The following is a 23,172-nucleotide window of genomic DNA, read 5'->3' on the forward strand; positions in this document are numbered from 1 at the left end:
CATGACCGATACACTCGTTGCCCCAGACACCCTGGCCAACACGGCGAGGCACGCATCCCTGGACCCCGTCACCTTCGAGGTGCTCAAGAACGCGTTCGCGACCTCGGTCGACCTGATGAGCGAACAGATCCTGCGCACCTGCTACTCCTTCGTCATCTACTCCCGCGACTTCTCCTCGGCATTGTGCGATGCCCAGGGCAACACCGTGATGCAGGGATCTGGCGACATCGCGGTGCACGTGGGCACACTGCATTTCCAGTGCAAAGCCGTGATCGAAGAGTTCGGCACCGACATCCACCCGGGCGATGTCTTCGCGATCAACGACCCCTACCGCGGCGGCACCCACTTCAACGACGTGTCCTTCATCCGGCCGATCTTCGCCGACGGCGAGGTCATCGCCTTCGCCCAGAACAAGGGCCACTGGGCCGACATCGGCGGCAACGTCCCCGGTTCCTTTGACGTCAACGCCAAGGAGCACTTCGGCGAGGGCCTGCGCATCACCCCGGTGCGCATCTGGTCCAAGGGCGTTTTCCTGCACGACGTCGCCCAACTGCTGGTGTCCAACACCCGCGCGCCGCGCCAGGCCATGGGGGACCTCCATGCCCAGTCCGAGGCCACCGCCGTCTGCGAGCGCGAAGTGCACCGCCTGGTCGGCAAGTACACCAAGGGCACCGTGCTGGCGGCCATGCAGGAAACCCAGGACTACGTGGAACGGACGGTCCTGCGACAGCTGGAGTCCCTGCCCCGCGGCGAATGGGAAACCACCGACTACATCGACGTGGACCCGGGCAAGGGCGAGGGCCTGGTACCGATCAAGATCAAGCTCACCCTCGACGGGCACGGAATCCACTACGACCTGACCGGGTCGGCTCCCGCCGTGGCCACCTTCCTGAATTCCGGATACGGAACCACCCACTCGGCCATCTACGCCGGCACCAAGACCTTCTTCCCGGAAGTCCCGCTGAACTCCGGCTTCTACGCTGCGGTCCGTGCGGAGATCGGCCCGGAAGGCACCGTGGTCAACGCCGGATGGCCCTACGCCGTCACCGGGTTCTGTTCCGGCCCGTACGAAAAAATCATGAACGGTATCTTCGAACTGTGGAGCCAGATCATGCCCGAACGCGCCATGGCGTGCGCATTCAACCTCGAATACCTGCTGGTCGGCGGCAAGGACGCCCGGACCCCGACCAACGAGTATTTCATGTGGTACGACTGGATGGCCGGCGGCTGGGGCGGACGCGCCAGCAAGGACGGCTCATCGGCCACTGCACCGGTCTTCGGTCCCGGCCTGGCCGTGCAGCCGATCGAGGGCCAGGAACGACTCTCCCCCGTGCTGACCACCCGGCACGAGATCGCCATGGACTCCGCCGGTCCGGGCCGCTACCGCGGCGGACTGGGGATCGAAAAGGGAGGGGTGCTCACCGACGCCTTCGACACCGTCATGAGCTACTGCTGTGACCGGGCCCGCTCCATCACCTGGGGCATCGAGGGAGGCCTGCCCTCCATCCCGCACGGGGTCTGGCTGAACAAGGGGACGGACGGGGAACGCTACCTCGGCTCGAACTTCTCCTCCGTGCCGGTGCAGTCCGGCGACACCTTTACCCGACCCTCCGCCGGCGGCGGTGGCTTCGGCGACCCGCTGATGCGCACCGCCGCCGAGGTCAGGGAGGACGTCATCGACGGCTACGTCTCGATCGACCGCGCCGCCAAGGACTACGGCGTGGTGATTCGCGAGATCGACGCGGAACTCGACGATTTCGAGATCGACGAGGCCGCCACCACGGAGTTGCGCGAGCAGATCCGTGCCGCGCGGCACGGCTGGCTCACCGAGGACCCGCACGCGGTCGCCGAAAGCTACCGCAACGGCACCACGGACATGCTCGATGTCATCCGGCGCCACGGCGTGATCCTGGACTGGGGCACCGGCGAACTGTATGAAAACACCACCGCGGAGTACCGGCAGTTGATGAAGCGCCGCTCATCGGCCCACTGGCACTAGCCGCACCCACCGCCGCCAGGCGGAGGGGGCAGCGCAAGACCGGCCGGTTTCCTCCCCCTTCCGCCCGGCCGCACCGCCTCCTTGCGGGGGCTCGAAGGATTCCGAGTGGTTATCCCCCTGCCGAGGCATGCGGAGCCCCGCTCGGTGAAGACGGCGCGGGAATCCGCTGCGGGTCCCCGCACCAGCACGCAGCACTTGTCCGGCTTCACACACAGGGCACCGGCTGATCCCCAAGGGATGGCCTCGGCGCCATTCCTTGTCACACACCCCTGGCACCAAGCACCTGCGGGATCGTCCCCGTTGCCCTGCCGTGCCCTTCTGAAGGAGAAGTCCCGTGTCAACCCCGTCAACGGCCGAACAACCGGCCACAGAAAACAGCAAAATGAGTGCCGGCTCACTGTCCATGGCCTGGTACGGCCTGGTCTCGGCCATGTTCTTCATCTACATCGGCGCCTCGCTGGCCCAGGCCTACGGCACCATCGACACCCTTATCGGGTTGGCAATCACCATCGTCCTCTATGGCGCGATCAACCGGATCCTGGCCGGCTACGCACTGAAGCATTCCCTGACCGTCGCCCAGTTCTCCCGCACGCTGCTCGGCAGCAAGGGCGCCATGTTGGCCACCCTGGTCTTCGCCGCCACCGCCATCTACTATGCGGTCTTCGAGGGCGCCATCCTCGGCTACGCCTTCCAGGCGCAGTTCGGAGGCCCCATCGAGCTCTGGTACGCACTGGTGGTGCTCTACACGATCCCGCTGATAGCCGGCGGCATCCAACGCTGGCTGGACAAGATCAACGGCTGGCTGCTGCCGATCTACTGGGGCGGCCTGCTCGTCGCCGTCATCTGGGCTTCCATCGCCCATCCCGATGGCGGTGCCTGGCTCACCCACTCCCCCGGAGCTCTGCCGTTCACCGCCGGCGGGCCGGGCTGGCTGGCCACCTGCGCCGCCTTCATGGGCGTATGGATCCTGATGATGTACACGATGGACTTCGCCGCCCTGGGCCGCGCCAAGGACGTGAAGTTCCACCAGCGGTACACCTTCGGCTGGCTTTTCTACATCCTGGCCTTCGGTGTCAACTCGCTGATCGGCATCTACCTGATCTTCACCATTCCCGGCGCCGAGGCCACGGAGACCGGTGTCGCCGGCGCCTTGGTCCAGCTCATGGGCCCACTGGGCCTGCTGGTGATCTTCGTGTCGCAGACCCGGATCAACACCGCGAACTACGCACTGGGCATTGCCAACCTGCGCGAATTCGCCCAGCGCGCCCTGCACTTGCGCCTGCCCTCGCTGGCCTGGGTCGGGATCGGAGCCATCATCATCTACCTGCTGATGCTGCTGCCGGTGGTCAAGTACCTGTTGCTGGCCCTGTCATGGCAGGGGGCATTGGTCACCGGCTGGGTGGCGATCGCACTGGTGCACATCTTCGTCCACGAGCGGCGCGGCAGCATCGTGCCGGACGGTTCACTTCCGGACTCCGCCTTTCCCTCGCTGAACCGGGCCGGGGTCGCGGCCTGGGTGCTCTCGGCAGCGGCCGGGATCACGCTGGTCCAATCCGGCAGCCCCTGGGCCTCGAACATCGGTTCGCTGGCCACCCCGGTCCTGGCGGCACTGATCTACGGTGCGTTGATCGGTCGCTCGCGCTCCGAAACCGAGCTTCCCGCCGCGAGCCTGGCCGGCCGATAGGACCCGTCCGCACCGGATGCACGGTGGCATCGGCACCGGCCACGGCAAGTGGCCAACAACCGCTTAACCGGGTGTCGCCCGCACTCCCCCACGATGGGGACTGCGGGCGACACCTGCTTTGTGGATCTAGCGGCTGGCGACGAACGCCTGCACGCAGGCCTCGATGTCCTCGGCCGAGTGCGCTGCCGAGAGCTGCACGCGGATGCGTGCTGCGCCCTTCGGGACCACCGGGAAACTGAAGGCCGTGACAAAGACGCCCTGCTCGAGCATCTTGCCGGCGACCTCGGCGGCCTTCACGGCATCGCCGAACATCACCGGAACGATGGCGTGTTCGCCGTCGAGCAGGTCGAAGCCTTCCTCGGTCATGCGGGTGCGGAAGTGCGCGGCGTTTTCGAACAGCTTCCCGCGCAGCTCGCCCGAACCCTCAACGAGTTCGAGTGCCTTGAGCGTTGCGGCAACGATGGCAGGGGCCAGCGAGTTGGAGAACAGGTACGGGCGCGCCTTCTGGCGCAGCATCGCCACGATCTCGCCGCGGCCTGCAACGTAGCCACCCGAGGCGCCGCCCAGTGCCTTGCCGAAGGTGCCGGTGTAGATGTCCACGCGGTCAGAGACACCCGCGTGCTCCGGGGTTCCGGCGCCGGTGGCGCCCATGAAGCCCACGGCGTGGGAGTCATCGACCATGACCAGTGCGCCGTACTTGTCGGCCAAGTCGCAGATGGCCCCCAGCGGGGCGATGAAGCCGTCCATGGAGAAGATGCCGTCGGTGACGACGATGGTGCGGCGTGCACCCTTGCCCTCGTTCAGCGCGGCTGCCGCCTGCAGCTGGGTTTCCAAATCGGCCATGTCCTGGTTTGCGTAGCGGAAGCGCGCGGCCTTGGACAGGCGGATGCCATCGATGATCGAGGCGTGGTTCAGTGCATCGGAGATGATTGCGTCCTCGGGCCCAAAGAGCGACTCGAAGACACCGCCGTTGGCATCGAAGCAGCTGGAGAACAAGATGGTGTCCTCGGTGCCCAGGAACTTGGAGACTGCTGCCTCAAGTTCCAGGTGCAGGTCCTGGGTGCCGCAGATGAAGCGGACCGAGGCCATGCCGAAGCCGCGGGTGTCCATGGCGTTCTTGGCGGCCTCGATGATGCGCGCATCATCGGCCAGGCCGAGGTAGTTGTTGGCGCAGAAGTTCAGCACCTTCTTGGCCTCGGAGCCGAGCTCGCCGGCGGAGATGCGGTTGGACTGGGCCGAGTCGATGTGGCGTTCCGACTTGAACAGGCCGTCGGTGCGCAGCTGGGCCAGTTCGGCTGCCAGCTCGTCTTTCATGGTGGTGTACATGTGCTTCTCCTGGAAGTCGCGGGTGGTGTGGAAGAGGCTTGGAGGGGGTTTAGAAGACTGTCCAGTCCAGGACGACCTTGCCGCCGTGGCCGGAGCGGGCGGCGTCGAAGCCGGCTTCCCATTCCGTGGCCGGCAGGTAGTCGGTGACCACCGAGGCAACGCGCTCGCGCAGCACCGGGTTGGAGGTGAGCATCGCGCTCATGGCGTACCAGGTCTCGAACATCTCGCGGCCGTAGATGCCCTTGAGCGTGAGCATGTGGGTGACGACCTTGCCCCAGTCGATGTCGATGGAGCTTGAGGGCAGGCCGAGCATCGAGATGTGCCCGCCGTGGTTCATGTTCTCGATCATTTCCGGCAGTGCGGTGGGGTGTCCGGACATTTCCATGCCGAAGTCGAAGCCCTCGCGCATGCCAAGTTCGCGTTGGGCGTCCTTGATGCGGGTCTTGGAGACGTCGATGGCCAAATCCACACCCATGCCGCGGGCCAGTTCCAGGCGCTGCGGGGAGACGTCGGTGATGGCGATCTTGCGTGCGCCTGCGTGACGGGCGACGGCGATGGCCATCAGGCCGATGGGGCCCGCACCGGTGATCAGCACGTCCTCGCCGACCAGCGGGAAGGACAGCGCCGTGTGCACGGCGTTGCCGAACGGGTCGAAGATCGCGCCGAGTTCCGGGGTGATCGAGGGGTCGCGGTGGACCCAGACGTTGGTTTCGGGGATGACCACGAATTCGGCGAAGGCCCCGTCGCGCTGTACGCCGACCGAGACGGTGTTGATGCACATCTGGCGGCGGCCGGCGCGGCAGTTGCGGCACATGCCGCAGACCACGTGGCCCTCGCCGGAGACGCGGTCGCCGATCTTCACGTCGGAGACCTCGTCGCCAACCTCGACGACCTCGCCGTAGAACTCGTGGCCCGGAATCATCGGGGCCTTGATCATCGCCTTGGCGGCGTCGTCGTAGGCCTGGATATGCAGGTCGGTGCCGCAGATGCCCGCGGTCATCACACGGATCTTCACGTCGCGGTCGCCGGTCACGGGCTCTGGGCGGTCAACCAGCTCGAACCCTGCGTGCGGTCCGGACTTGTACAGTGCCTTCATGGGTGGCTCCTCTATTGCGCCGCGCAGGCGCGCCTTCATGGACGATTCGCCTCCAGTCTGGCATCTCCCACCCGCCATGGACACCTTAGAAGATACGCATGTTTCTCAATCTACGATTTAGGATTGACTACATGGAAGTCCATCAGTTGCAGATCCTGCGCGAACTCGGCGACCTCGGCTCGGTCAAGGCCGTCGCCAGCGCCATGTATGTCACGCCCTCGGCCGTCTCCCAGCAGCTGGCCCTGCTGCAGCGCAACATCCAGGTCCCGCTGACCCGCAAGGAGGGCCGGAACCTGGTGCTCACCGAGGCCGGGGCGGTGCTGGCCGCCGCCGGCGCCACGGTGATTTCCTCGATGGCAGCAGCGCGCGCCGCGATCGGCGGGTTCCAGGAAAGCACCGCCGTCCCGGTGTCGGTGGCCGGGTTCCACTCCGTGGGCCAGGTGCTCTTCGCCCCGTTGCTGGGCAAGCTGGCGGCGCCCGGACTCCCGACGCCGCGGTTCTTCGACGAGGACGTGGCGCAGCAGGACTTTCCGGCGCTGACCGCCCGCTACGACCTGGTCCTGGCCCACCGCATGGACCACACCCCGCACTGGCCCACCGACCGGGTACTCGTCACCGCGCTGGCGCACGAGCCCCTGGACATCGCCCTGCCGGCCGGCCACCGGCTGGCGGCCAGGGACACGCTGCGCCCGGCGGACCTGGTCGGCGAGCAGTGGGTGGTCAGCCGGGAGGGATTCTCCCCGGCCGATGTGCTCGGCGCCATCAGCGCGGTCGCCGGCTCGGCCCCCGACATCATCCACCGCGTCAACGACTACGCCACGGTCGCCGCCCTGGTCGCCGCCGGGGACGTCATCGGCATCATTCCGCGCTACACCGCCGGCGCCGCGGTGGGCGAGAACGTGGTGCTGCGCGCCCTGGAAGGAATCGCCAACCGGCGGCGCATCGACCTGCTGGCCCGCCCCGAGTCCATGCACCGGCGCAGCGTCCAGCTGGTGGCAGCCGCCATGGGCCAGGCCATGGCCGAGCTCACCGGCGACTGACCGCCGCGAGCCCCGGCGCCGGGCCGCAAACGCCGAAGGGCAGCGCCCCTCCCCCGGATCCTGGTGGAGGGGCGCCCCCCTTGTGGTTGGTGCGTCGGCGGCGGTGCCGCGGCCCGGGCCGTCTCAGGCGTTCACGCGCTCCTGGTTGGCCGCGAAGTAGGCCAGCAGTTCCCCGCTGAGCGGCGGAACCGTCTTGGCCGACCCGTCGGTGCGCAGGGACTCGGTGGCCAGCACGCCCGCGGCAACCGCCGCGCGTGCGGCGACCGGCGAGGTCTGCGTCGGGCCGCCCTCGGAGGCGAAGCGCAGGAACTCGGCGATCAGGCGCGGGTCCGCACCCCCGTGTCCGCCGTCCGCGGCCTCGATCTCCACCTCGAGGTCGGCATCCACGTAGCCGGCCTGGCTGCGGGTGTTCCACACCTTGATGGTGTTGCCCGCGTCGTCGCCGAAGTTCTCCAGCCGGCCGGCGGTTCCGATGACCGTGTAGTTCCTCCAGTAGTCGGGGGTGAAGTGGCACTGCTGGTATGAAGCCAGCACGCCGTTGTCCAGCTTCATCTGCATCATGGAAATGTCTTCCACGTCGATGACCGGGTTCAGGTCCGTCTGCTCGGCCGGCGGCCAGTTCTCCAGCGAGAACCAGTCCCCCATGCGGCGGTCCTTGTTGTCTCGGCGCGATTCGATGTCCCCGTACACGGCCAGGTCCCCGACCGCGGAGACGGTCTCGGTGTAGCCACCGGCGAGCCAGTGGATCACGTCAATGTCGTGCGCGCCCTTTTGCAGCAGCAGGGACGTGGTGTTCTTGCGCTCCGCGTGCCAGTCCTTGAAGTAGTAGTCCCCGCCGTTGCCCACGAAGTGGCGGCACCACACGGCCTTGACCGTACCGATGGCACCGGATTCGATGATCTCGCGCATCTGGCGGACCACCGGCATGTGGCGCATGTTGTGCCCCACGTAGAGCCGGGTTCCGGTGCGGAAGGCCGTGTCCAGCAGGTCGTCAACGGCATCCAGGGTGACATCCAGCGGCTTCTCGCAGAACGTCGGGATACCCGCCTCCAGGGTGCGCTTGGCAACCAGCGCGTGCTGGTTGTCCGGGGTCAGCACCAGCACGGCGTCCAGGCCGGCGGCCAGCAGCTCGTCCAGGTCCGCGGTGATGGTGGCGCCGGGCAGCTTGGCCGCGGCATCGGCGCGGCCACGCTCGGAGGTGTCGCACACCATGGTGACGACCGACCCCTCGCCGGGGCGGTGTGCGTGCTTGTAGAGTCCGGCGCGCAGGCCGAAGCCGACTACACCTACCTTGAGATCCACGAAATGACTCCTTCATTGTGCAGGTTTGTTGGTGGCGGCCGCCGTCGGCGGTGCCGGGGTCCCCGGGAACCCGGGGCGGGTCGATCACCCTGGTTGATCGGTGTGCTTGATCCGGTGGCTGGGCAGGTGCTTGTTCAGGCTCCCGCGCCCTGGACGAATTCGGCCGCGAGGTCCTTGGCGAAGTGGCAGCGCGCCTCGTGGGTGTCCCCGACCGCGATGAGCTCCGGTTCCTTGGTCGCGCAGATCGCCTGCGCCATGGGGCAGCGGGTGTGGAACCGGCAGCCGGCCGGCGGGTCGATCGGCGAGGGCGGGTCGCCCTGCAGGATGATCTTCTCCCGGTCGTTCCCGTCGTTCCTGCGCAGTTCCGGGGCCGCAGACATCAACGCCCGCGTGTACGGCTGCGCGGTCCTGTCATAGACATCCGCGTAGGTGCCCAGCTCCACGACGCGGCCCAAGTACATGGTCGCGACGCGGTCGGAGATGTGCCGCACGATCTGCAGGTCGTGGGCGATGAACAGATAGGACAGGCCCAGTTCCCGTTGCAGGTCATCGAGCAGGTTCACCACCTGGGCCCGCACCGAGACATCCAGCGCGGAGACCGGTTCGTCGCAGATGAGCAGCTGCGGGTTCAGCGCGATGCCACGGGCGATGCCGATGCGCTGCTGCTGCCCGCCGGAGAAGTTGTGCGGGTAGCGGTCGGCGTGGTTGGGGTTCAGCCCGACCAGTTCCAGCAGTTCCTTGATCTTGGCCTTGCGTCCGGCCCTCGGGGCCACCTCGGGGTGGATCTCGTAGGGTTCGGAGACCAGTTGCTCCACCGTCATCCGCGGATTCAGCGAGGAGTACGGGTCCTGGAAGATCAGCTGGATGTTCCGGCGCATCTCCTTCTTCTCGTCCCCGCGCAGCGTGTTGATGTCTTGGCCGCGGAAAAACACCCGGCCCTGCGTGGGCTTTTCCAGTCCGGCCATCACGCGGGCCAGGGTGGATTTGCCGCAGCCGGACTCGCCGATCACGCCCATGGTCTCCCCGGCGTGCACGGACAGGTCGACTCCGTCCAGGGCCTTGACGAACTTGCGCGGGCCGAGGGGCAGGTGGCGGTGCACGGCGTAGTGCTGCTTCACGTCGCGCATTTCCATCAGCGGCGTGCCGGCAGGATGGTTCGCGAAGCCCGGCAGGGCCTGCGTGCTGGTGCTAGGCGTTGGCATGGGCCAGGACCTCCCGGGTGTGGAAGCAGGCGCTGTGCCGTGCCTCGTCGATCAGTTCCAGTGCGGGGATGGAGGCCGCGCACGCCTCGGTGGCGAAGGCGCAGCGGTTGGCGAACGAGCAGCCGGCCGGCAGGTGCAGCAAATCCGGCGGCGTGCCGGGGATCGCCGGCAGGCGTTGGCCCTTGAGCTCTTCCCCGGCGATCGAGGCGGCCAGTCCGCGCGAATACGGGTGCCCGGGACGGGAAAGGACCTCGGCGGTGGGCCCGTGCTCCACGACGCGGCCGGCGTACATGACCGCGACCTGGTCGGTGACCTCCCGGACCACGGAGATGTCGTGGGTGATCAGGATCAGGCCCATGTTGCGTTCCTCCTGCTGTTCCTTGAGCAGCTCGAGGATCTGCGCCTGCACCGTCACGTCCAGCGCGGTGGTCGGCTCGTCGGCGATCAGCAGCACCGGATCCAGGGCCAGTGCCATGGCGATGACGATGCGCTGGCGCATGCCGCCGGAAAACCGGTGCGGGTAGTCGTTCACCCGCTTCGCGGCCGCGGGGATCTTCACCTTCTCCATCATCTTGATGGCCGCGGCCTTGGCGTCCCTGCGCGAGTAGCCGCGGTGCACGCGGTAGAGCTCGCCGATCTGCCGGCCCACCGGGTGCACCGGGTTCAGCGCGGTCAGCGCGTCCTGGAAGACCATCGAGACCCGCGAGCCGACCAGTTGGCGGTGGCGCCTGGGGGCCACGGTGAGCAGGTCCTCGCCCTCCAGGAGGATTTCCCCGCGCGGGATGTGCGCCGGGGGCATGTCCAGGATGCCCATGATGGCACGGGCGGTCACGGACTTGCCGGATCCGGATTCGCCCAGGATGCCCAGCGCCTGCCCGCGCTTGACCTCGAAGTTCATGCCGTTGACCGCCGTGGCGACGCCCTTGGAGGTGTTGAACTCGACCTCGAGGTCTTTCACGCGCAGCAGCACGTCGTCGGCGGCATCGGCTGCGGGGTTCGCATATTGGTGGCTGCCCATGCTATTTTCCTTTCGGGTCGAATTCATCGCGCATGGCCTCGCCAAAGAGCACAAAGCCCAGCACGGTGATGGTCAGGAAGATCGCGGGGAAGATGAGCAGGTGCGGGGCCGCGGAGATGTATTCGCGCGCCGCGGCCAGCTGGAGTCCCCAGGACACCGACGGCGGGGTCAGCCCGATGCCGATGAAGGTCAGTCCGGCCTCGGCGGAGATCACCCCTCCGATGCCCAGGGTCTGGAGCACCAGCAGCGGGGTCAGCGAGTTGGGGATGATGTGTTTGGCGATGATCCGCCCGTTGCCGGCGCCCAGCAGCCTGGAGGCCTGGACGTATTCGCGGTTGCGGACCTCCATCACCGAGGAGCGCATGAACCGCACCCCGCCGGGCCAGGAGAACAGCGCCAGGGCGAAGATGACGGTCCACACGGTGCGCTCGGAGAACAGCTGCAGCACCACGATCGCGGCCAGGATGAACGGCAGGCCGAAGGCCATGTCGCAGGCGCGGGAGATCAGGGTGTCGACCCAGCCGCCGAAGTAGCCGGCCAGCGATCCCAGCAGTGCGGAGATCACGAAGGAGATCGCGGTGACCACGATGCCGACCAGGATCGAGGCCCGCGCCCCGTAGATCACGTTGGTGTAGTAGTCGCAGCCCTGGATGTCGACACCGAAGATGTGCTCGGCGCTGGGCGCCTGGTTGGTGTTCATGATGTCGCAATTGGCGGTCGGGTCCGAGCCGAACCCGGCAAAGAGCTGCGGGAACGCGGCCATCAGCAGCATGATCGCCACGATCGTGCCCGATACCAGGAAACGGGGCTTGAGCCACACCGGCCCCCGGTTGACCTTCGGGGCTAGCTTGCGCCGGAAGGCCGCGGCGGGTGCCGGCGGGCCGGCCGGGGGCCTGATGCCCGACGGGACGGTAATCGGGTTGGTCGGGGCCAACGGATCCGTTGCGGGCACGGTGCCCGGGTTGGCTTCGGTGTTCTGGCTCATATCCGCACCCTTGGATCGATGATGCCGTAGAGCAGGTCCACGAGCAGGTTGAAGACGAGGTACACCAGCACGAGCATCGTGGCGATACCCACCACGACGGTGCCCTCCTTGTTGTTGATGGCCGTGACCATCAATCCGCCGATGCCGGGCATGTTGAAGATCGCCTCGATGATCACCGCCCCTCCCAGCATGCCCGCCAGGGACAGGCCCAGGTAGGTGACCACCGGGATCATGGCGTTGCGCAGGGCATGGCCCCAGATGACCCGGCGCGGGGACAGCCCCTTGGCCCGGGCGGTGCGCAGGTACTCGGCGCGCAGCACGTCCACCAGGGAGGTGCGGGTCAGCCGCGCCAGGCCCGCGGAGGCCTCGATCGCCATGACCAGGGCCGGGAGGATGAAGGCCAGCGGCCAGCCGGCGCGGATGCCGGCAGGATCGACCCAGCCCAGCTGCACCCCGAAGACGGTCTGTGCGCCCAGGGCGATGACGAACCCGGGAATGCCCAGGAAGATCACGGTGAACACCAACGCGAAGTGGTCCCCGGCCTGCCCGTTGCGCAGGCCGCCGTAGACCCCGATGGCCAGGCCGATGGCCAGCTTCAGCACCCAGGCGGTCATCGCCAGGGCAAAGGTGACCGGCAGGCGCTCGAGGATCAGCCCGAGGACCGGGCGGCCGAAGAAGTCGATGCCGAAGTTCCCCTGCAGCAGCCCGAGCATGTAGTTGCCGTACTGGACCAGGAACGGGTCATCGAGGCGGTAGGCCAACCGGATCTGCTGGACCGTGGACTCGGGCAGCGGGCGGGATCCGGTCAGGGCCGCCACCGGGTCCCCGGGCATCAGGAACGTGAGGGCGTAGATGATGAAGGTGGCCCCGAGGACCACCGGGACCATCTGCAGGATTCTGCGTACTGTGTAGCCAAGCATGCAACTGCTTCCTTTCGCGGCCCCTTCGAGGGGTCCGCCTCCGCAAGGGGGTACGGGAGGGCGCCGGCGTTTGGCGGCCGGCGCTCCCGCACCACCTTGCACGTGTTGTGCTTGTTTAGCAGCCGTATCCGGCGCGGTAGAACTGCAGATCGCCCTGGGCGTCGTTCATCACGGCACACTTGGTGTGCAGGCCGAAGTCGGTCGGGATGAACAGCGGGATCGCCGGCATGTCCTTGATGACCAGGGCCTCTGCCTGCGCGTAGCGCGCGGCCGACTTGGCTTCGTCCTGTTCGCCGCGGGCCGAGCGCAGCAGCGCGTCGACGGCCGTGTTCGAGTAACCGGTGGTCACGTTGCCGTCGCCGCCGGTCTCGTACTGGCTCAGGTACTGGTCCGAGCTCTTGTACGACCAGCCCCAGAGGCCGAAGACCGCGCCTTCAAGCTCCTGGTTGTTGCGCCGGGCCTCGAGCTCGGTGCCCAGCATCGGCTTGAGCTGGACCTTGATGCCCAGATTGTCCTGGATCTGCTTGGCGATGGCCTGGACCAGCTGCACGTCCGAGGTCGAGGTGTGCTCGATGACCAGGGTGCCGTCGAAGCCGCCGGCCTTTTTCAGCAGGTCCTTGGCTCCGGCGACGTCAAGGGTGCAGGAGTCGCAGGAGCCTTCCTTGTAGGAATCCAGCGACGGCGGCACCAGGGAATCGGAGGAGGTGGCGTAGCCCTGGAGCAGCGAGGCGGCGATGGCCTCGCGGTCGATCGACATGGAGATGGCGCGGCGCAGGTCCGGGTCTTCCAGGCCCTTGACGTATTCGGGGATCTGCAGCGTGTACTGCTTGGAACCGGTCTTGACCTCGTAGAGGGATTCCTCGCCGAGCTGGCTCTTGGCCTTGGAGACCATGGTCGCCGGCACATTGCGGATCATGTCCAGGTTGTTGGCGGTCATGTCCGTGTAGGCCGCGTCGACGGCGGTGTAGATCTGGCCCACGAGCTTGTCGGCACCGCCGGAGAAGCCGGCTGCGCCCTTGAAGCCGTCCCACTTGTCCAGCACGACTTCCTGGTTGTGGTTCCAGGAGACGAACTTGTACGGGCCGTTGGAGACCGGGTTCTCCTCATAGGCCTTCGCATCGGTGAAGGCGACCTCCGGCAGCGGGCACAGCGGCGAGGTGGAGAGCACCTTCGGGAAGTCCGCGTTGGGCGCGTTGAGGGTGACCTCGAGGTTGTTCGCGTCGATGACCTTTACCCCGGAGAGCGAATCGGTCTTCGGCTTGGAACCGTCGGTCGGGTTCAGTTCCTTGTAGCCAACGAAGGAGACGAAGCTGCCGTTGCCCTGCCAGGCGTTGGAGCCGGTGGCGGTCTTGGACCAGGCCTTGGCGAACGAGTCGGCGGTGACCGGGGTGCCGTCCTGGAAGGTCCAGCCCTCCTGCAGCGCGATCTTCCAGGTGGTGGCGTCCTGGCTCGTGACGGACTTGGCGGCCAGCGGCTCCAGCTCCTGCGTCTCGACGTTGACCTCCATGAGGTTCGCGCAGGTGGCCATGCCGACCTGGCTTCCCGGGTTCTCGTGCGGAACCAGCGATGTTGGTTCGGCGAGCTGGAACGACAGGCGCTTGGCGCCGTCCGTCCCCGCGCCCGGTGTCCCGGCGTCTGCTCCCACCGAACAACCGCTGGCTACCAGCATGAACGCTGCGGATGCCGCTGCAACGGCTATCAACTTCTTCTTCGACATGATGCTCCTCGTGTACGAATGACCCGTGTTACTCCGCCCTGCATGGCGGTGTTAGCCAGGTAACCACATGCTGTGATCGACCTCACCAACTTATTTCACGCTCTAAAATAAACCAGATACAGCACCATGTGTCAATAAATCCAAAAAACACCCACTCGATGGCCTTGGGCATTTGCGCGCCGGCACACGGTTCGGGCGGCTGCGGCACGGCTTGCCCAATCCCCGCCGGCGGCATCGGGAAAGCGGCGTTGTCTAGGGGTTCACCAGGCCCTCGGGAAGCGCGTGGCCCAGCGGATCGTCGAGTACCGCATCGACCATCGTGGAGGCGGCAAAGAGCGAGAGTGAAAATACATGGTCCGAGGACAGCACGACGCGGCCCGCGGCTCCGGAACCCGCATGGGCCCTCCGGGCCACCTCCGCCACCAGGGCGGCGAAGACCGCCGGGGTTTCGGCCGGGGTGCCGGCCACGACCAGCAGCTCGGGGTCGTGGATGTCGATGAGCTGGCTCGCCGCCCGGCCGACGTAGCGGTTGCGCTGTTCCAGCACCTCGATGGCCACCGGGTCCTGGGCCCCGGCCAGTTCCAGCACGTGGTCGATGTTCTGCACGTCTGCCAGCCCGCGCCCCCTGGCCTCGACGGCCACCGCGTCGTCGGAGGCCATCACCGCCAGGCAGCCGGTCTTGCCGCAGGAGCACGGCACCGGCCGGTCGCTGACGCGCAGGTGGGCGATCTGTCCCGCCGTCTGGCTGAATCCCGCACGGATCCGGCCGTCGTCGACCATCACCGACCCGATGTCCGCGGTGATGACCATCAAGACGAAGTCGTTGGTCCGTTGCCCGTGGCCGTAGAGCAATTCGGACTGGGCAGCTGCCCGCGCGTTGTTGTCGACGATGACCGGGGAGGGCAGCCGCCCGCGCAGCAGCTCCATCACGCGCACGTTGTGCCAGCCCGCCCCCGGGTTGTCGATGATCTCCGCCGCATGCCGGTCCACGATGCCGCCGGTGGCGATGCCGGTGCCCAGCAGCGGCCTGCCCCGGGCATGGCCGGCCACCAGCCTGTGGGCCGCGGCAACCACCAGGTCGATGGTTTCGGCAGGGCCCAGGCCGGCGTGCGGCACCAGCACGGAGGCCTGCCCCACGCCGTCGAGTCCCATCAGCACCACGCCCGCGGTGCGCGGCCCCAGGTGGATCCCGAGCACCAGCGCGGACGTTCCGATTTCCAGGGGCACGCGCGGGCGCCCCTGCGCACCCGTGGGCGAGGGCATCGCCCGCAGCAACCCCGCGTCCAACAGGGTGGAGGTGATGTTGGTGACCGACGCGGCACTCAGGCCAAGCTGGGCCGCGATCTCGGACCGGGACAGCCCCGGGTGGCCGAAGACGTGCTTCATGACGGCCGCGGTGTTCAGCCGGCGCAGGTCGTCTCCGCGATGCCCGCGTCCGTTGCGTGGCCCCGTCCCCGGATCCCCTTCGCGTATCTGCATCCCAGGCACACTTTCTCTTGGTTCGGTGTTCCGGGCCGGTCGCGGCCCTGCGCCCGCCGGCCGCGGCATGCGGCTCCCCCCAGGGCGGTTGCGACACGGAACACGTCAAGCGCATCACACCGGGAACGGTTTTCCGACCTTACCCAGCACATCCTCCGAAACCGAAATTCGCAGGCTTCATGAAACAATGTCGTCTACCGCCAGGCACACCGGCCCGGCGAGGAAGAGGCAAGCATGGGCGATCCGACGCCGCAGACCCCGGGCTGGCTCCCGCCACCGGAATACCGCCAGCCGCCACGGCACGAGCTGGCCTACTGGCTCGATCCCCGGACCTCGGCCGAGGTCCCTCTCGAGGCGGGCTCGGCCCTGCGCACCATGGCGCAAAACCTCGGCGCCCGGCGCGGCGCAGCCAGTGTTCCGGTGGGGCTGGGCATCGCCCTGGCCTGCGCCGCCCTCACCAACCTGGTGACTTCGGATGCGCTGCCGGGCGCGTTGCCCTGGCTGTTCCTTGCCTCCGTGGTCCTGACCGTGCTGGGACTGTGTCTCTGGCGCCGGGTCAACTCATCCACGCCAAAGCCCGGCCACGTCTCCACCATGTATGCCAGCCGCAGCGTCGCCGGCGGATGGATCATGGTGGTGGTGCTCGGCGTTCCGCTGTGCGCCATCGCGCATGTGGTGCTGGTGTCCCAGTTCGACGGCACGGGCCGCGGGGCACTGGCCTACGCCGGGTACCAGCTGGCCCTGCTCGCCGGCATTGTCAGCGTCTTTTTCCTGCCCGGATACTTTTCCGGGCACTCCCGGCGGGACCTGCGCCGGCTCATTGCGGGGAATCCCCGCGTGCGCGCCGAGGTCGAGGAGCTGTCGCGGTCCTGGGTCGATCCGATCGGAACCATGTCCTTCGGCCCGCTTTAGGCCTCGGCCAGCAGCTGCCCGATGCCATGGACCCCCACGCCATGCAAGGGATCGCCCACCGGCAGCCCGGCCATGGGCACCGCGTAGTTCACCGCCCAGGCCCGGGCCCGCACCCAGCTGCCCGGCGAATAGAGCCCATGGCCCGCCAACTGCCGCCGGAACTCCGCGCGCCCCGAGGCACTGAAGTGCAACCACGCCACGGCCAGGTCGCTGGCCGGGTCCCCCGCGGTCATGTCGCCGAAGTCGATCACCGCGCCCAGCCGGGTCTTCCCGGTGCCCTCGGCATCGCCGCCGTCGGCATCACGCACGAGCATGTTGTGCGGGCGCGGGTCCCCGTGCAGCCACAGCCGCGGCCCGACATGCCGGACCTCGGCGAGCCCCTGCTCCCAGATGGCCAGCAGTGCCGCGCGCTCCGGCTCCTCCACGGCTTCCAACCGCTCGCGCAGCGTCTGGTCCCGATCCCGCAGCGGCACCCCGCGCACCGGGTTGCGCGGGGCATCGGCCGGGGCCGGGACATGCAACGCCCGGAAGAACGCAGCCAATTTCCCCGCGTACCCGTCGCGCACCGCCGCGCCCACCGACGCCGCGCTGGAACCGGCAAACCACGGCACCACCGCCCAGTGGTACGGGTAGCCCTCCCCCGGCCTGCCGCGGTGCCGCGGCACCGGAACGGGTAGCGGCAGCCGCGGCGCCAGGAACGGGAGCCAGCGCACCTCGTTGAGCAGCAACGCATGGGCAACGTCCCGCCGCGGCAGGCGCACCGCCAATTCGTCCCCCAGCCGGTAGATCACGTTGTCCCAGCCGTCGTCGGCGAACCGAAGTTCCAGCCCCGCCAGATCCGGGTGCTGGGCACCGAGCAGGTCGCATACCAGTTGCTCGTCGATCACCACGTCCCGCTGGGGCCGGGGCGTGGACCCGGCGTGGGTCATGCCCCCGAGGTCTCGTTCATCGCCGCGATCTGGATCAGGTTCCCGCAGGTGTCATCCAGCACCGCGGTGGTCACCGGTCCCATCACGGTCGGCGGCTGGGTAAAGACCACGCCCAGGCCCACCAGTCGTTCGTATTCGGCCTGCACGTCCTCCACGGCGAACGAGGTGAACGGGATCCCGTCGGCCACCAATGCTTCACGGAACGGGCCGACGGCCGGGTGGTTGGCAGGTTCCAGCACCAGCTCGACCCCGTCACGCGCTTCCGGGGAGACCACGGTCAGCCAGGAGAACTCCCCCATCGGGACATCGTTCTTCTTCTCGAACCCGAGCTTGGTCGTGTAGAACTCCAGGCCCTTGGCTTGGTCGTTGACAAAGATGCTTGCAAGATTGATCTTCATGGCTTTTCCTTCTCGATCGGTGTTGGTTCCACCCGCGGGGTGCGAGGGTGGCGGTGTTCATGTCATGGTTCGGGGCGAGTGGGGCCCGGCGGCCACCTCTCGAAGATCCCGGCCAGGGGCGAGGTATCCACGTAGTGGAACTTGTAGCGGCCCGAGCGCTCGCTGCGCACCAGCCCGGCCGCCTCGAGCACCTGAAGGTGCTGCGAGATCGCTTGCCGGCTCGGGTTGATGCCATGCCGCGACGACAACCGGTTGCAGATCTCAAAGAGTGTCTGGCCGGTGTGTTCCACCAGCTCGTCCAGGATCACCGCCCGGGTCGGGTCCGCCAACGCCTTCAACAGCTCTTCCACACCCACCATTAAGGCAAGTGACTGCTTGCCTGTCAAGGGCATGGTTCCCGCCCGCAGCCATGCCCAGGCGCGACCGGTGTTGGCTCCGGATTCATGGCGCCACGGGCCAACGCAATTCTGCACGGGTACGGGCCAAGCCGCAGGAGCAACACGATCGTCGCTCCACGCATTGTTTTCTTGGCATCGGGGGACAAGAATGAGTCGACAAGGGACCGGCTTGGGGCTGGTCCTGCCTTGGGGGGAAGCATCATGGTTCAGTTGACGGGATTGCTCAGGACTATCCTCGGGCCGGCCTCCGGAGTGTTTGCCATCGCCATCATGGCCACCGGAGCTGCCGCGGCTCCGCCCACGGTGTATCCAGCGGCCACAATCACGGTTGCGCAACCCGCGGCCATGCTGCCCACTGCGTCCGCGCCCTTGGCGGTGGCGACGGCCAAGCTGCCCTCGCGGCTGACCACCCAGGCCAACCTGAATCTTCGCACTGGGAACAGCACACGGAAGCGGATCATCCTCACCATACCCAAGGGCACAAGCGTCAAGGTCCATGCCCGCGCCGCCAACGGCTGGTACAAGGTCACCTACAAGTCGCGCACCGGCTGGGCAAGCGGCCAGTATCTTGCCGCCAAGAAACCCGTCAAGTCCGCCAAATCGAAGCTTCCGTCCATTCCGCACGCCCACCAAAACCGCGGGCCCAACAAGACTCCGCGTGTTGTCCTGACCTATGACGATTGCCCTCGCAACCTGTCCTCGTTCAAGGCCGTGATCAATTACGCCGGCAAATCCAACATCGGCCTGGTGATCGCACCGACCGGCGATTGCCTCGTCTCCTTCAAGCGCCGCTACGGGGTGGACCTGGCATCCCTGGCCCGCGCCAAGGGGCAGTGGGTCATCAACCATTCGGTCAACCACGTGGACCTGCGCAAGCTCTCCTGCACGCAGGGAGCACGCGAGTTGCGCGGCACCGGCGTCCGCACCAACTACGGTCGCCCTCCCTACGGAGCCATCAATTCAAATGTGCGCTGCGCCTATGCACGGGCGGACATGAGGATTTGGACCTGGACCCGCGACACCCTCGACTGGATGGTGCGCTCGAAGCAGACCACCGTCGCTCGGGCCGGTGCGGCAAAGCGCGGCGACACCGTGCTGATGCACATGCAGTGGCAGGGATTCACCCCGGATTCCGTCCGACAGATCCGCAACCGCCTCTCGGACCGCGGCATCGGCCTCTGCCGTGCCTATCACGGCAAGGACGGCAAGGGCGCCGTGGCCAGGACACCGGTCAACCTGCCGTCCTCGTTGCCCTGCTGAGTACCCGACATTCCCAGGTGATGTCGACCTGTCAGGGGGGTTGCCCGACCGCCACGCCGGTTATCCACAACCCCGCGCACCGCCGACCGAAACCGGGCCCGGGGGCGCATCCTTGAACCATGACCACCGAAGCAGCCATCGCCCTGCTCACGAGAGCCCGTGAGGATCCGAGGTACCCAGCGACCCCGGACGATGAGCTGCGCGCCTACACCGCCCTCGCGCTGGCGCTCGAGGAACTCGGGCCGCGCATTGCCAAGCACACCACCTCGCCTGCGGACGCGGCCTACTTCGTCCAGGTTGTCGAACGAGCCCACCGCAGCACCGGTTTCGCCCAGCTCTCGGCCACCGATCTGGCCCAGCGCACCCTGGTTCACGAGCTGCCCGGGGACACCCTGGTCGGGATCAACCGGTGCCTTGCGGACCCGGACGCTTATATCGGCGGAACCATCGATATGCCCGATGCTCCCGCCACCCCGCCGAATGGTCGACCCACTTTCAAGGACACCACCGGGTTCCTGCAAAACACGTTCCGCATCGGCTTCATCGAGGCCAGGGACCGTGTGCAGGCCGCCACCCACTTCTTCCCGCACACCGATATCCACGGCATCGAGCGGCCCCCGCAATTCCCTTTGCTGGCCGAAGCACTCGCCAGAGGCAAGGCCTCACCGGCCCAGCTTGCCGATGCCGCCAGAAAACTTGAGCGGCTGCAGCCGGAGATCAAGCAATACCCGAACGCCGAGGAACTTGCCGCCAGGCTCGAGGGCCAGGTGGCCGACTCCGTGCGCGAAGAAGATCCCCGCACCACCAACAAATTGTTCAGTGCCATCCAGGTCGCACTCGATCACGGCGTCAGGGAACCAACCGAGGAAGTGCTGCGCGCCAAGCTCGGCGCGTTCTACCGCGGTACCAACGCCGGGATCGCCGAGTTCCTGCTGCGCGTCCGGGCGGCCGACGCCGAGGCATTGCTTGCGCTCTTTGCCCAAATGGACAACCCGCGCACCAAGGCCGGGGACCGCGGCGCGTTGCTTCAGCAGGCAAGCGACATTTGGAACGGTGCCGATGCCTCCAATACTTCCAACGGTTCCAACGGTTCCAACGGTTCAGATGCTGCCACCGCCGAGGATGGAAACGGCCCACAATCCGGCAACGCACCTTCACTCCCGGATTTCCCCGACTTCCTGGTCGATCCGGCAACCGGCTTCCCGCTGACCGACCCCGCCGAAGCCAACAAACTCACCCTGGACCCGATTCCATCCGAAGCCAACATCCTTGAAGCCATGAACAACACCGAATATGGCTCCGACGGCCTCACTCCACCACAACGGCACCTCCAGGGTTTGATGAACCTGCTCAAGAGCAACGGCAGACAACCCAACGGGACCAAGACCGCGGGGCTTCCCTCACCGGAAATATTCATCATCACGACGCTGGCCGAGCTCGAGGGCCGGGCGGCCCAATCCGGTCTCACGCTGCACGGACAGAAATACACCCCGGCCGAACTCAGGCACGCCTTGTGCGTCGGCGGGGCGATCCCCATCACCATGAACGGGGAAAGCCGGATCCTGGATCTGGGCACCGCGCAGCGCTACTACCCCGACTACATGCGCAAGGCAATCCTCGCCGTCTACGGCGGGTGCATCTTCCCGGGGTGCACTGTGCCACCGGAGCACTGCGAGATCGACCATGACGACGAATGGGCCAAGGGCGGAAGCACCAACATCCAGGACGGGCGGCCCTTCTGTTCCGGGCATCACCATGCCAGGCACACCGGACAGATCACCGTGGTCCGGGACACCGACGGGCTCTTTTCCGTCATCCTGCCCAAGTTCTTGGACCCCGAACAACAACCGCGACGCAACACCTATTGGCGGCCATTGCCCAACACCCCGCCGCTGTTCTGATCCAAGAGCACCACCAACGAAGTCGAGCCCCGGTTCCCCCGCAAAACGGGGAAACCGGGGCTCGACGCCGTCCAAGCGGAAAACGGGGAAACTAGCCCTCGATGCCCAGCTTCTCAAGCACCAATTCGCGCACGCGGCCGGCGTCGGCCTGTCCGCGGGTGGCCTTCATGACCGGGCCCATCAGCGCACCGATGGCCTGGAGCTTGCCGCCCTTGACCTTGGCGACCACGTCGGGCATGGCCTCCATGGCGGCGTCGATCGCGGCACCCAATGCGGAATCGTCGTTGACAACTGCCAGCGAGCGCTTCTCGACGACCTCGGACGGGGTTCCCTCGCCGGCAACCACGAACTCGAGCACCTGTCGGGCGATCTTGTCGTTGATCTTCTTGGACTCGATCAGCGAGTTCAGCTCGACGATCGTGGCCGAGGTGACGCCCAGGTCGGCAACGTCCTTGTCGGCGTTCTTGGCCAGGCGGGCGATCTCGCCCATCCACCACTTGCGGGCCACCGCAGCGGTCGTGCCCGCGGCAATGGTTTCCTCGATCGCTTCGGTGACACCGGCGTTGACGACGTCGCGGAACTCGGCATCCGAGTAGCCCCAGTCGGCCTGCAGGCGCTTGCGGCGCTCGGCCGGCGGCTCGGGCAGGCGGGAGCGCAACTCCTCGATCCACTCGACGGTGGTGATGACCGGAACCAGGTCCGGCTCCGGGAAGTAGCGGTAATCATCCGCATCCGATTTCGGGCGGCCCGAGGTCGTGGTGCGGGTGTCCTCATGCCAGTGGCGGGTTTCCTGCACGATGGCGGCCCCCGAGTTCAGCACCGCCGCGTGGCGCTCGATCTCGAAACGCACCGCATGCTCGACGGCGCGCAGCGAGTTCACGTTCTTGGTCTCGGTGCGGGTGCCGAACTTCTCCGCGCCCTTGAGCATCAGCGAGACGTTGGCGTCGCAACGCACGTTGCCGCGCTCCATCTTCGCATCCGAGACATCCAGCGCCTTGACGATCTCGCGGATCGCCGCGACGTAGGCCTTGGCCAGCTCGGGGGCGCGCTTGCCGGCACCTTCGATGGTCTTGGTGACGATCTCGACCAGCGGCACGCCGGAGCGGTTGTAGTCGACCAGCGAGTAGTCGGCACCCTGGATGCGGCCGGTTGACCCGCCCATGTGGGTGAGTTTTCCGGCGTCCTCTTCCATGTGCGCGCGCTCGATCTCCACGCGGAAGACCTCGCCGTCGGACAGCTCGATGTCGATCCAGCCGTCGTACGCGATCGGGTCGTCGTACTGGGAGGTCTGGAAGTTCTTCGGGGTGTCCGGGTAGAAGTAGTTCTTCCGGGCGAACCCGCACCGCTCGGCGATCTTGCAGTTCAGCGCCAGGCCGATCATGATCGCGTATTCCACCGCGGTCTTGTTGACCACCGGCAGCACGCCGGGCAGGCCCAGGCACACCGGGGTGACGTTGGTGTTGGGCGTATCGCCGAACACGTTCGGTGCGGAGGAGAACATCTTGGTCTTGGTGTTCAGCTCGACGTGGACCTCGAAGCCCAACACCGGGTCGTACTTTTCCAGGGCGACGTCGAAGTCGACAAGTTCTTCTTGGTGCATGGCCAT

19 protein-coding genes are annotated in these 23,172 nt (G+C 67.1%); 6 read left to right on the plus strand and 13 right to left on the minus strand.

The features are described from left to right. The first annotated feature begins 1 nt into the window (after window position 1). Entirely contained in the window at window positions 2-1,999 is a 1,998-nt protein-coding gene (locus DQ353_RS03545) for a hydantoinase B/oxoprolinase family protein (RefSeq protein WP_113761403.1), read from the plus strand. A 382-nt stretch (window positions 2,000-2,381) separates the two neighbouring features. Then, window positions 2,382-3,683 carry a purine-cytosine permease family protein gene (locus DQ353_RS03550; protein WP_113761404.1) on the plus strand — a complete coding sequence of 434 codons (1,302 nt, stop codon included), beginning with the start codon at window positions 2,382-2,384 and terminating at the stop codon, window positions 3,681-3,683. A gap of 126 nt (window positions 3,684-3,809) precedes the next feature. Here the strand turns inward: DQ353_RS03550 and DQ353_RS03555 are convergent, their stop codons facing one another. Together DQ353_RS03555 and tdh are read right to left on the minus strand one after the other, a co-directional pair. After that, window positions 3,810-5,009: a glycine C-acetyltransferase gene (locus DQ353_RS03555; protein WP_113761405.1), complete on the minus strand. Its 1,200-nt coding sequence runs from the start codon at window positions 5,007-5,009 to the stop codon at window positions 3,810-3,812. Window positions 5,010-5,058: 49 nt separating this feature from the next. Further along, window positions 5,059-6,105, minus strand: coding sequence for an L-threonine 3-dehydrogenase (tdh, locus tag DQ353_RS03560; RefSeq protein ID WP_113761406.1), 1,047 nt, complete (start codon window positions 6,103-6,105; stop codon window positions 5,059-5,061). Window positions 6,106-6,236: 131 nt separating this feature from the next. Between tdh and DQ353_RS03565 the strand changes: the two genes are divergently transcribed. After that, on the plus strand, window positions 6,237-7,145 hold the full coding sequence (locus tag DQ353_RS03565; protein WP_113761407.1) for a LysR family transcriptional regulator: 909 nt from the start codon (window positions 6,237-6,239) through the stop codon (window positions 7,143-7,145). Between the two features lie 123 nt (window positions 7,146-7,268). Here DQ353_RS03565 and DQ353_RS03570 read toward each other — a convergent pair whose 3' ends face one another. From DQ353_RS03570 to DQ353_RS03600, 7 genes are all read right to left on the minus strand, one after another. After that, a complete protein-coding gene (locus DQ353_RS03570) occupies window positions 7,269-8,447 on the minus strand; it encodes a Gfo/Idh/MocA family protein (RefSeq protein WP_113761408.1) in 1,179 nt (392 codons plus the stop codon). A 134-nt stretch (window positions 8,448-8,581) separates the two neighbouring features. Beyond that, complete coding sequence (locus DQ353_RS03575) at window positions 8,582-9,649, minus strand: ABC transporter ATP-binding protein (RefSeq protein ID WP_113761409.1); 1,068 nt, start codon at window positions 9,647-9,649, stop codon at window positions 8,582-8,584. Beyond that, entirely contained in the window at window positions 9,636-10,667 is a 1,032-nt protein-coding gene (locus tag DQ353_RS03580; protein ID WP_113761410.1) for an ABC transporter ATP-binding protein, read from the minus strand. Before DQ353_RS03580 ends, DQ353_RS03575 begins: the two co-directional genes overlap by 14 nt. A gap of 1 nt (window position 10,668) precedes the next feature. Continuing rightward, window positions 10,669-11,652, minus strand: a complete 984-nt coding sequence (locus DQ353_RS03585; protein ID WP_113761411.1) for an ABC transporter permease — start codon at window positions 11,650-11,652, stop codon at window positions 10,669-10,671. Next, window positions 11,649-12,572 (minus strand): ABC transporter permease, encoded by a 924-nt coding sequence (locus tag DQ353_RS03590; RefSeq protein ID WP_113761412.1) that lies wholly within the window; start codon window positions 12,570-12,572, stop codon window positions 11,649-11,651. The genes DQ353_RS03585 and DQ353_RS03590 overlap by 4 nt, the downstream gene beginning before the upstream one ends. 115 nt (window positions 12,573-12,687) lie before the next feature. After that, complete coding sequence (locus DQ353_RS03595; protein WP_113761413.1) at window positions 12,688-14,289, minus strand: peptide ABC transporter substrate-binding protein; 1,602 nt, start codon at window positions 14,287-14,289, stop codon at window positions 12,688-12,690. Window positions 14,290-14,541: 252 nt separating this feature from the next. Then, window positions 14,542-15,768 (minus strand): ROK family transcriptional regulator, encoded by a 1,227-nt coding sequence (locus DQ353_RS03600; RefSeq protein ID WP_181578222.1) that lies wholly within the window; start codon window positions 15,766-15,768, stop codon window positions 14,542-14,544. Between the two features lie 234 nt (window positions 15,769-16,002). On the opposite strand from DQ353_RS03600, the gene DQ353_RS03605 reads away from it, so the two are divergent. Further along, window positions 16,003-16,680, plus strand: a complete 678-nt coding sequence (locus DQ353_RS03605) for a hypothetical protein (RefSeq protein WP_113761415.1) — start codon at window positions 16,003-16,005, stop codon at window positions 16,678-16,680. Here DQ353_RS03605 and DQ353_RS03610 read toward each other — a convergent pair. The 3 genes from DQ353_RS03610 to DQ353_RS03620 form a co-directional block, all read right to left on the minus strand. After that, on the minus strand, window positions 16,677-17,609 hold the full coding sequence (locus tag DQ353_RS03610) for an aminoglycoside phosphotransferase family protein (RefSeq protein ID WP_113761416.1): 933 nt from the start codon (window positions 17,607-17,609) through the stop codon (window positions 16,677-16,679). The genes DQ353_RS03605 and DQ353_RS03610 overlap by 4 nt on opposite strands. Then, window positions 17,606-18,007, minus strand: a complete 402-nt coding sequence (locus DQ353_RS03615) for a VOC family protein (RefSeq protein ID WP_113761417.1) — start codon at window positions 18,005-18,007, stop codon at window positions 17,606-17,608. The genes DQ353_RS03610 and DQ353_RS03615 overlap by 4 nt, the downstream gene beginning before the upstream one ends. Window positions 18,008-18,069: 62 nt before the next feature. Continuing rightward, the gene (locus DQ353_RS03620) at window positions 18,070-18,357 is read right to left on the minus strand and encodes an ArsR/SmtB family transcription factor (RefSeq protein WP_220093961.1); all 288 of its coding nucleotides are present in this window, start codon (window positions 18,355-18,357) and stop codon (window positions 18,070-18,072) included. Between the two features lie 249 nt (window positions 18,358-18,606). On the opposite strand from DQ353_RS03620, the gene DQ353_RS03625 reads away from it, so the two are divergent. Together DQ353_RS03625 and DQ353_RS03630 are read left to right on the plus strand one after the other, a co-directional pair. Then, window positions 18,607-19,665, plus strand: a complete 1,059-nt coding sequence (locus DQ353_RS03625; RefSeq protein WP_181578223.1) for an SH3 domain-containing protein — start codon at window positions 18,607-18,609, stop codon at window positions 19,663-19,665. Window positions 19,666-19,784: 119 nt separating this feature from the next. Then, window positions 19,785-21,566, plus strand: coding sequence for an HNH endonuclease signature motif containing protein (locus DQ353_RS03630; RefSeq protein WP_113761420.1), 1,782 nt, complete (start codon window positions 19,785-19,787; stop codon window positions 21,564-21,566). A gap of 91 nt (window positions 21,567-21,657) precedes the next feature. On the opposite strand, the gene gatB is transcribed toward DQ353_RS03630, so the two are convergent. After that, window positions 21,658-23,172 carry an Asp-tRNA(Asn)/Glu-tRNA(Gln) amidotransferase subunit GatB gene (gene gatB, locus DQ353_RS03635; RefSeq protein WP_502696367.1) on the minus strand — a complete coding sequence of 505 codons (1,515 nt, stop codon included), beginning with the start codon at window positions 23,170-23,172 and terminating at the stop codon, window positions 21,658-21,660.

Origin of the sequence: Arthrobacter sp. AQ5-05 (genome assembly GCF_003287975.1) — a bacterium.
GTDB lineage: Bacteria > Actinomycetota > Actinomycetes > Actinomycetales > Micrococcaceae > Paeniglutamicibacter.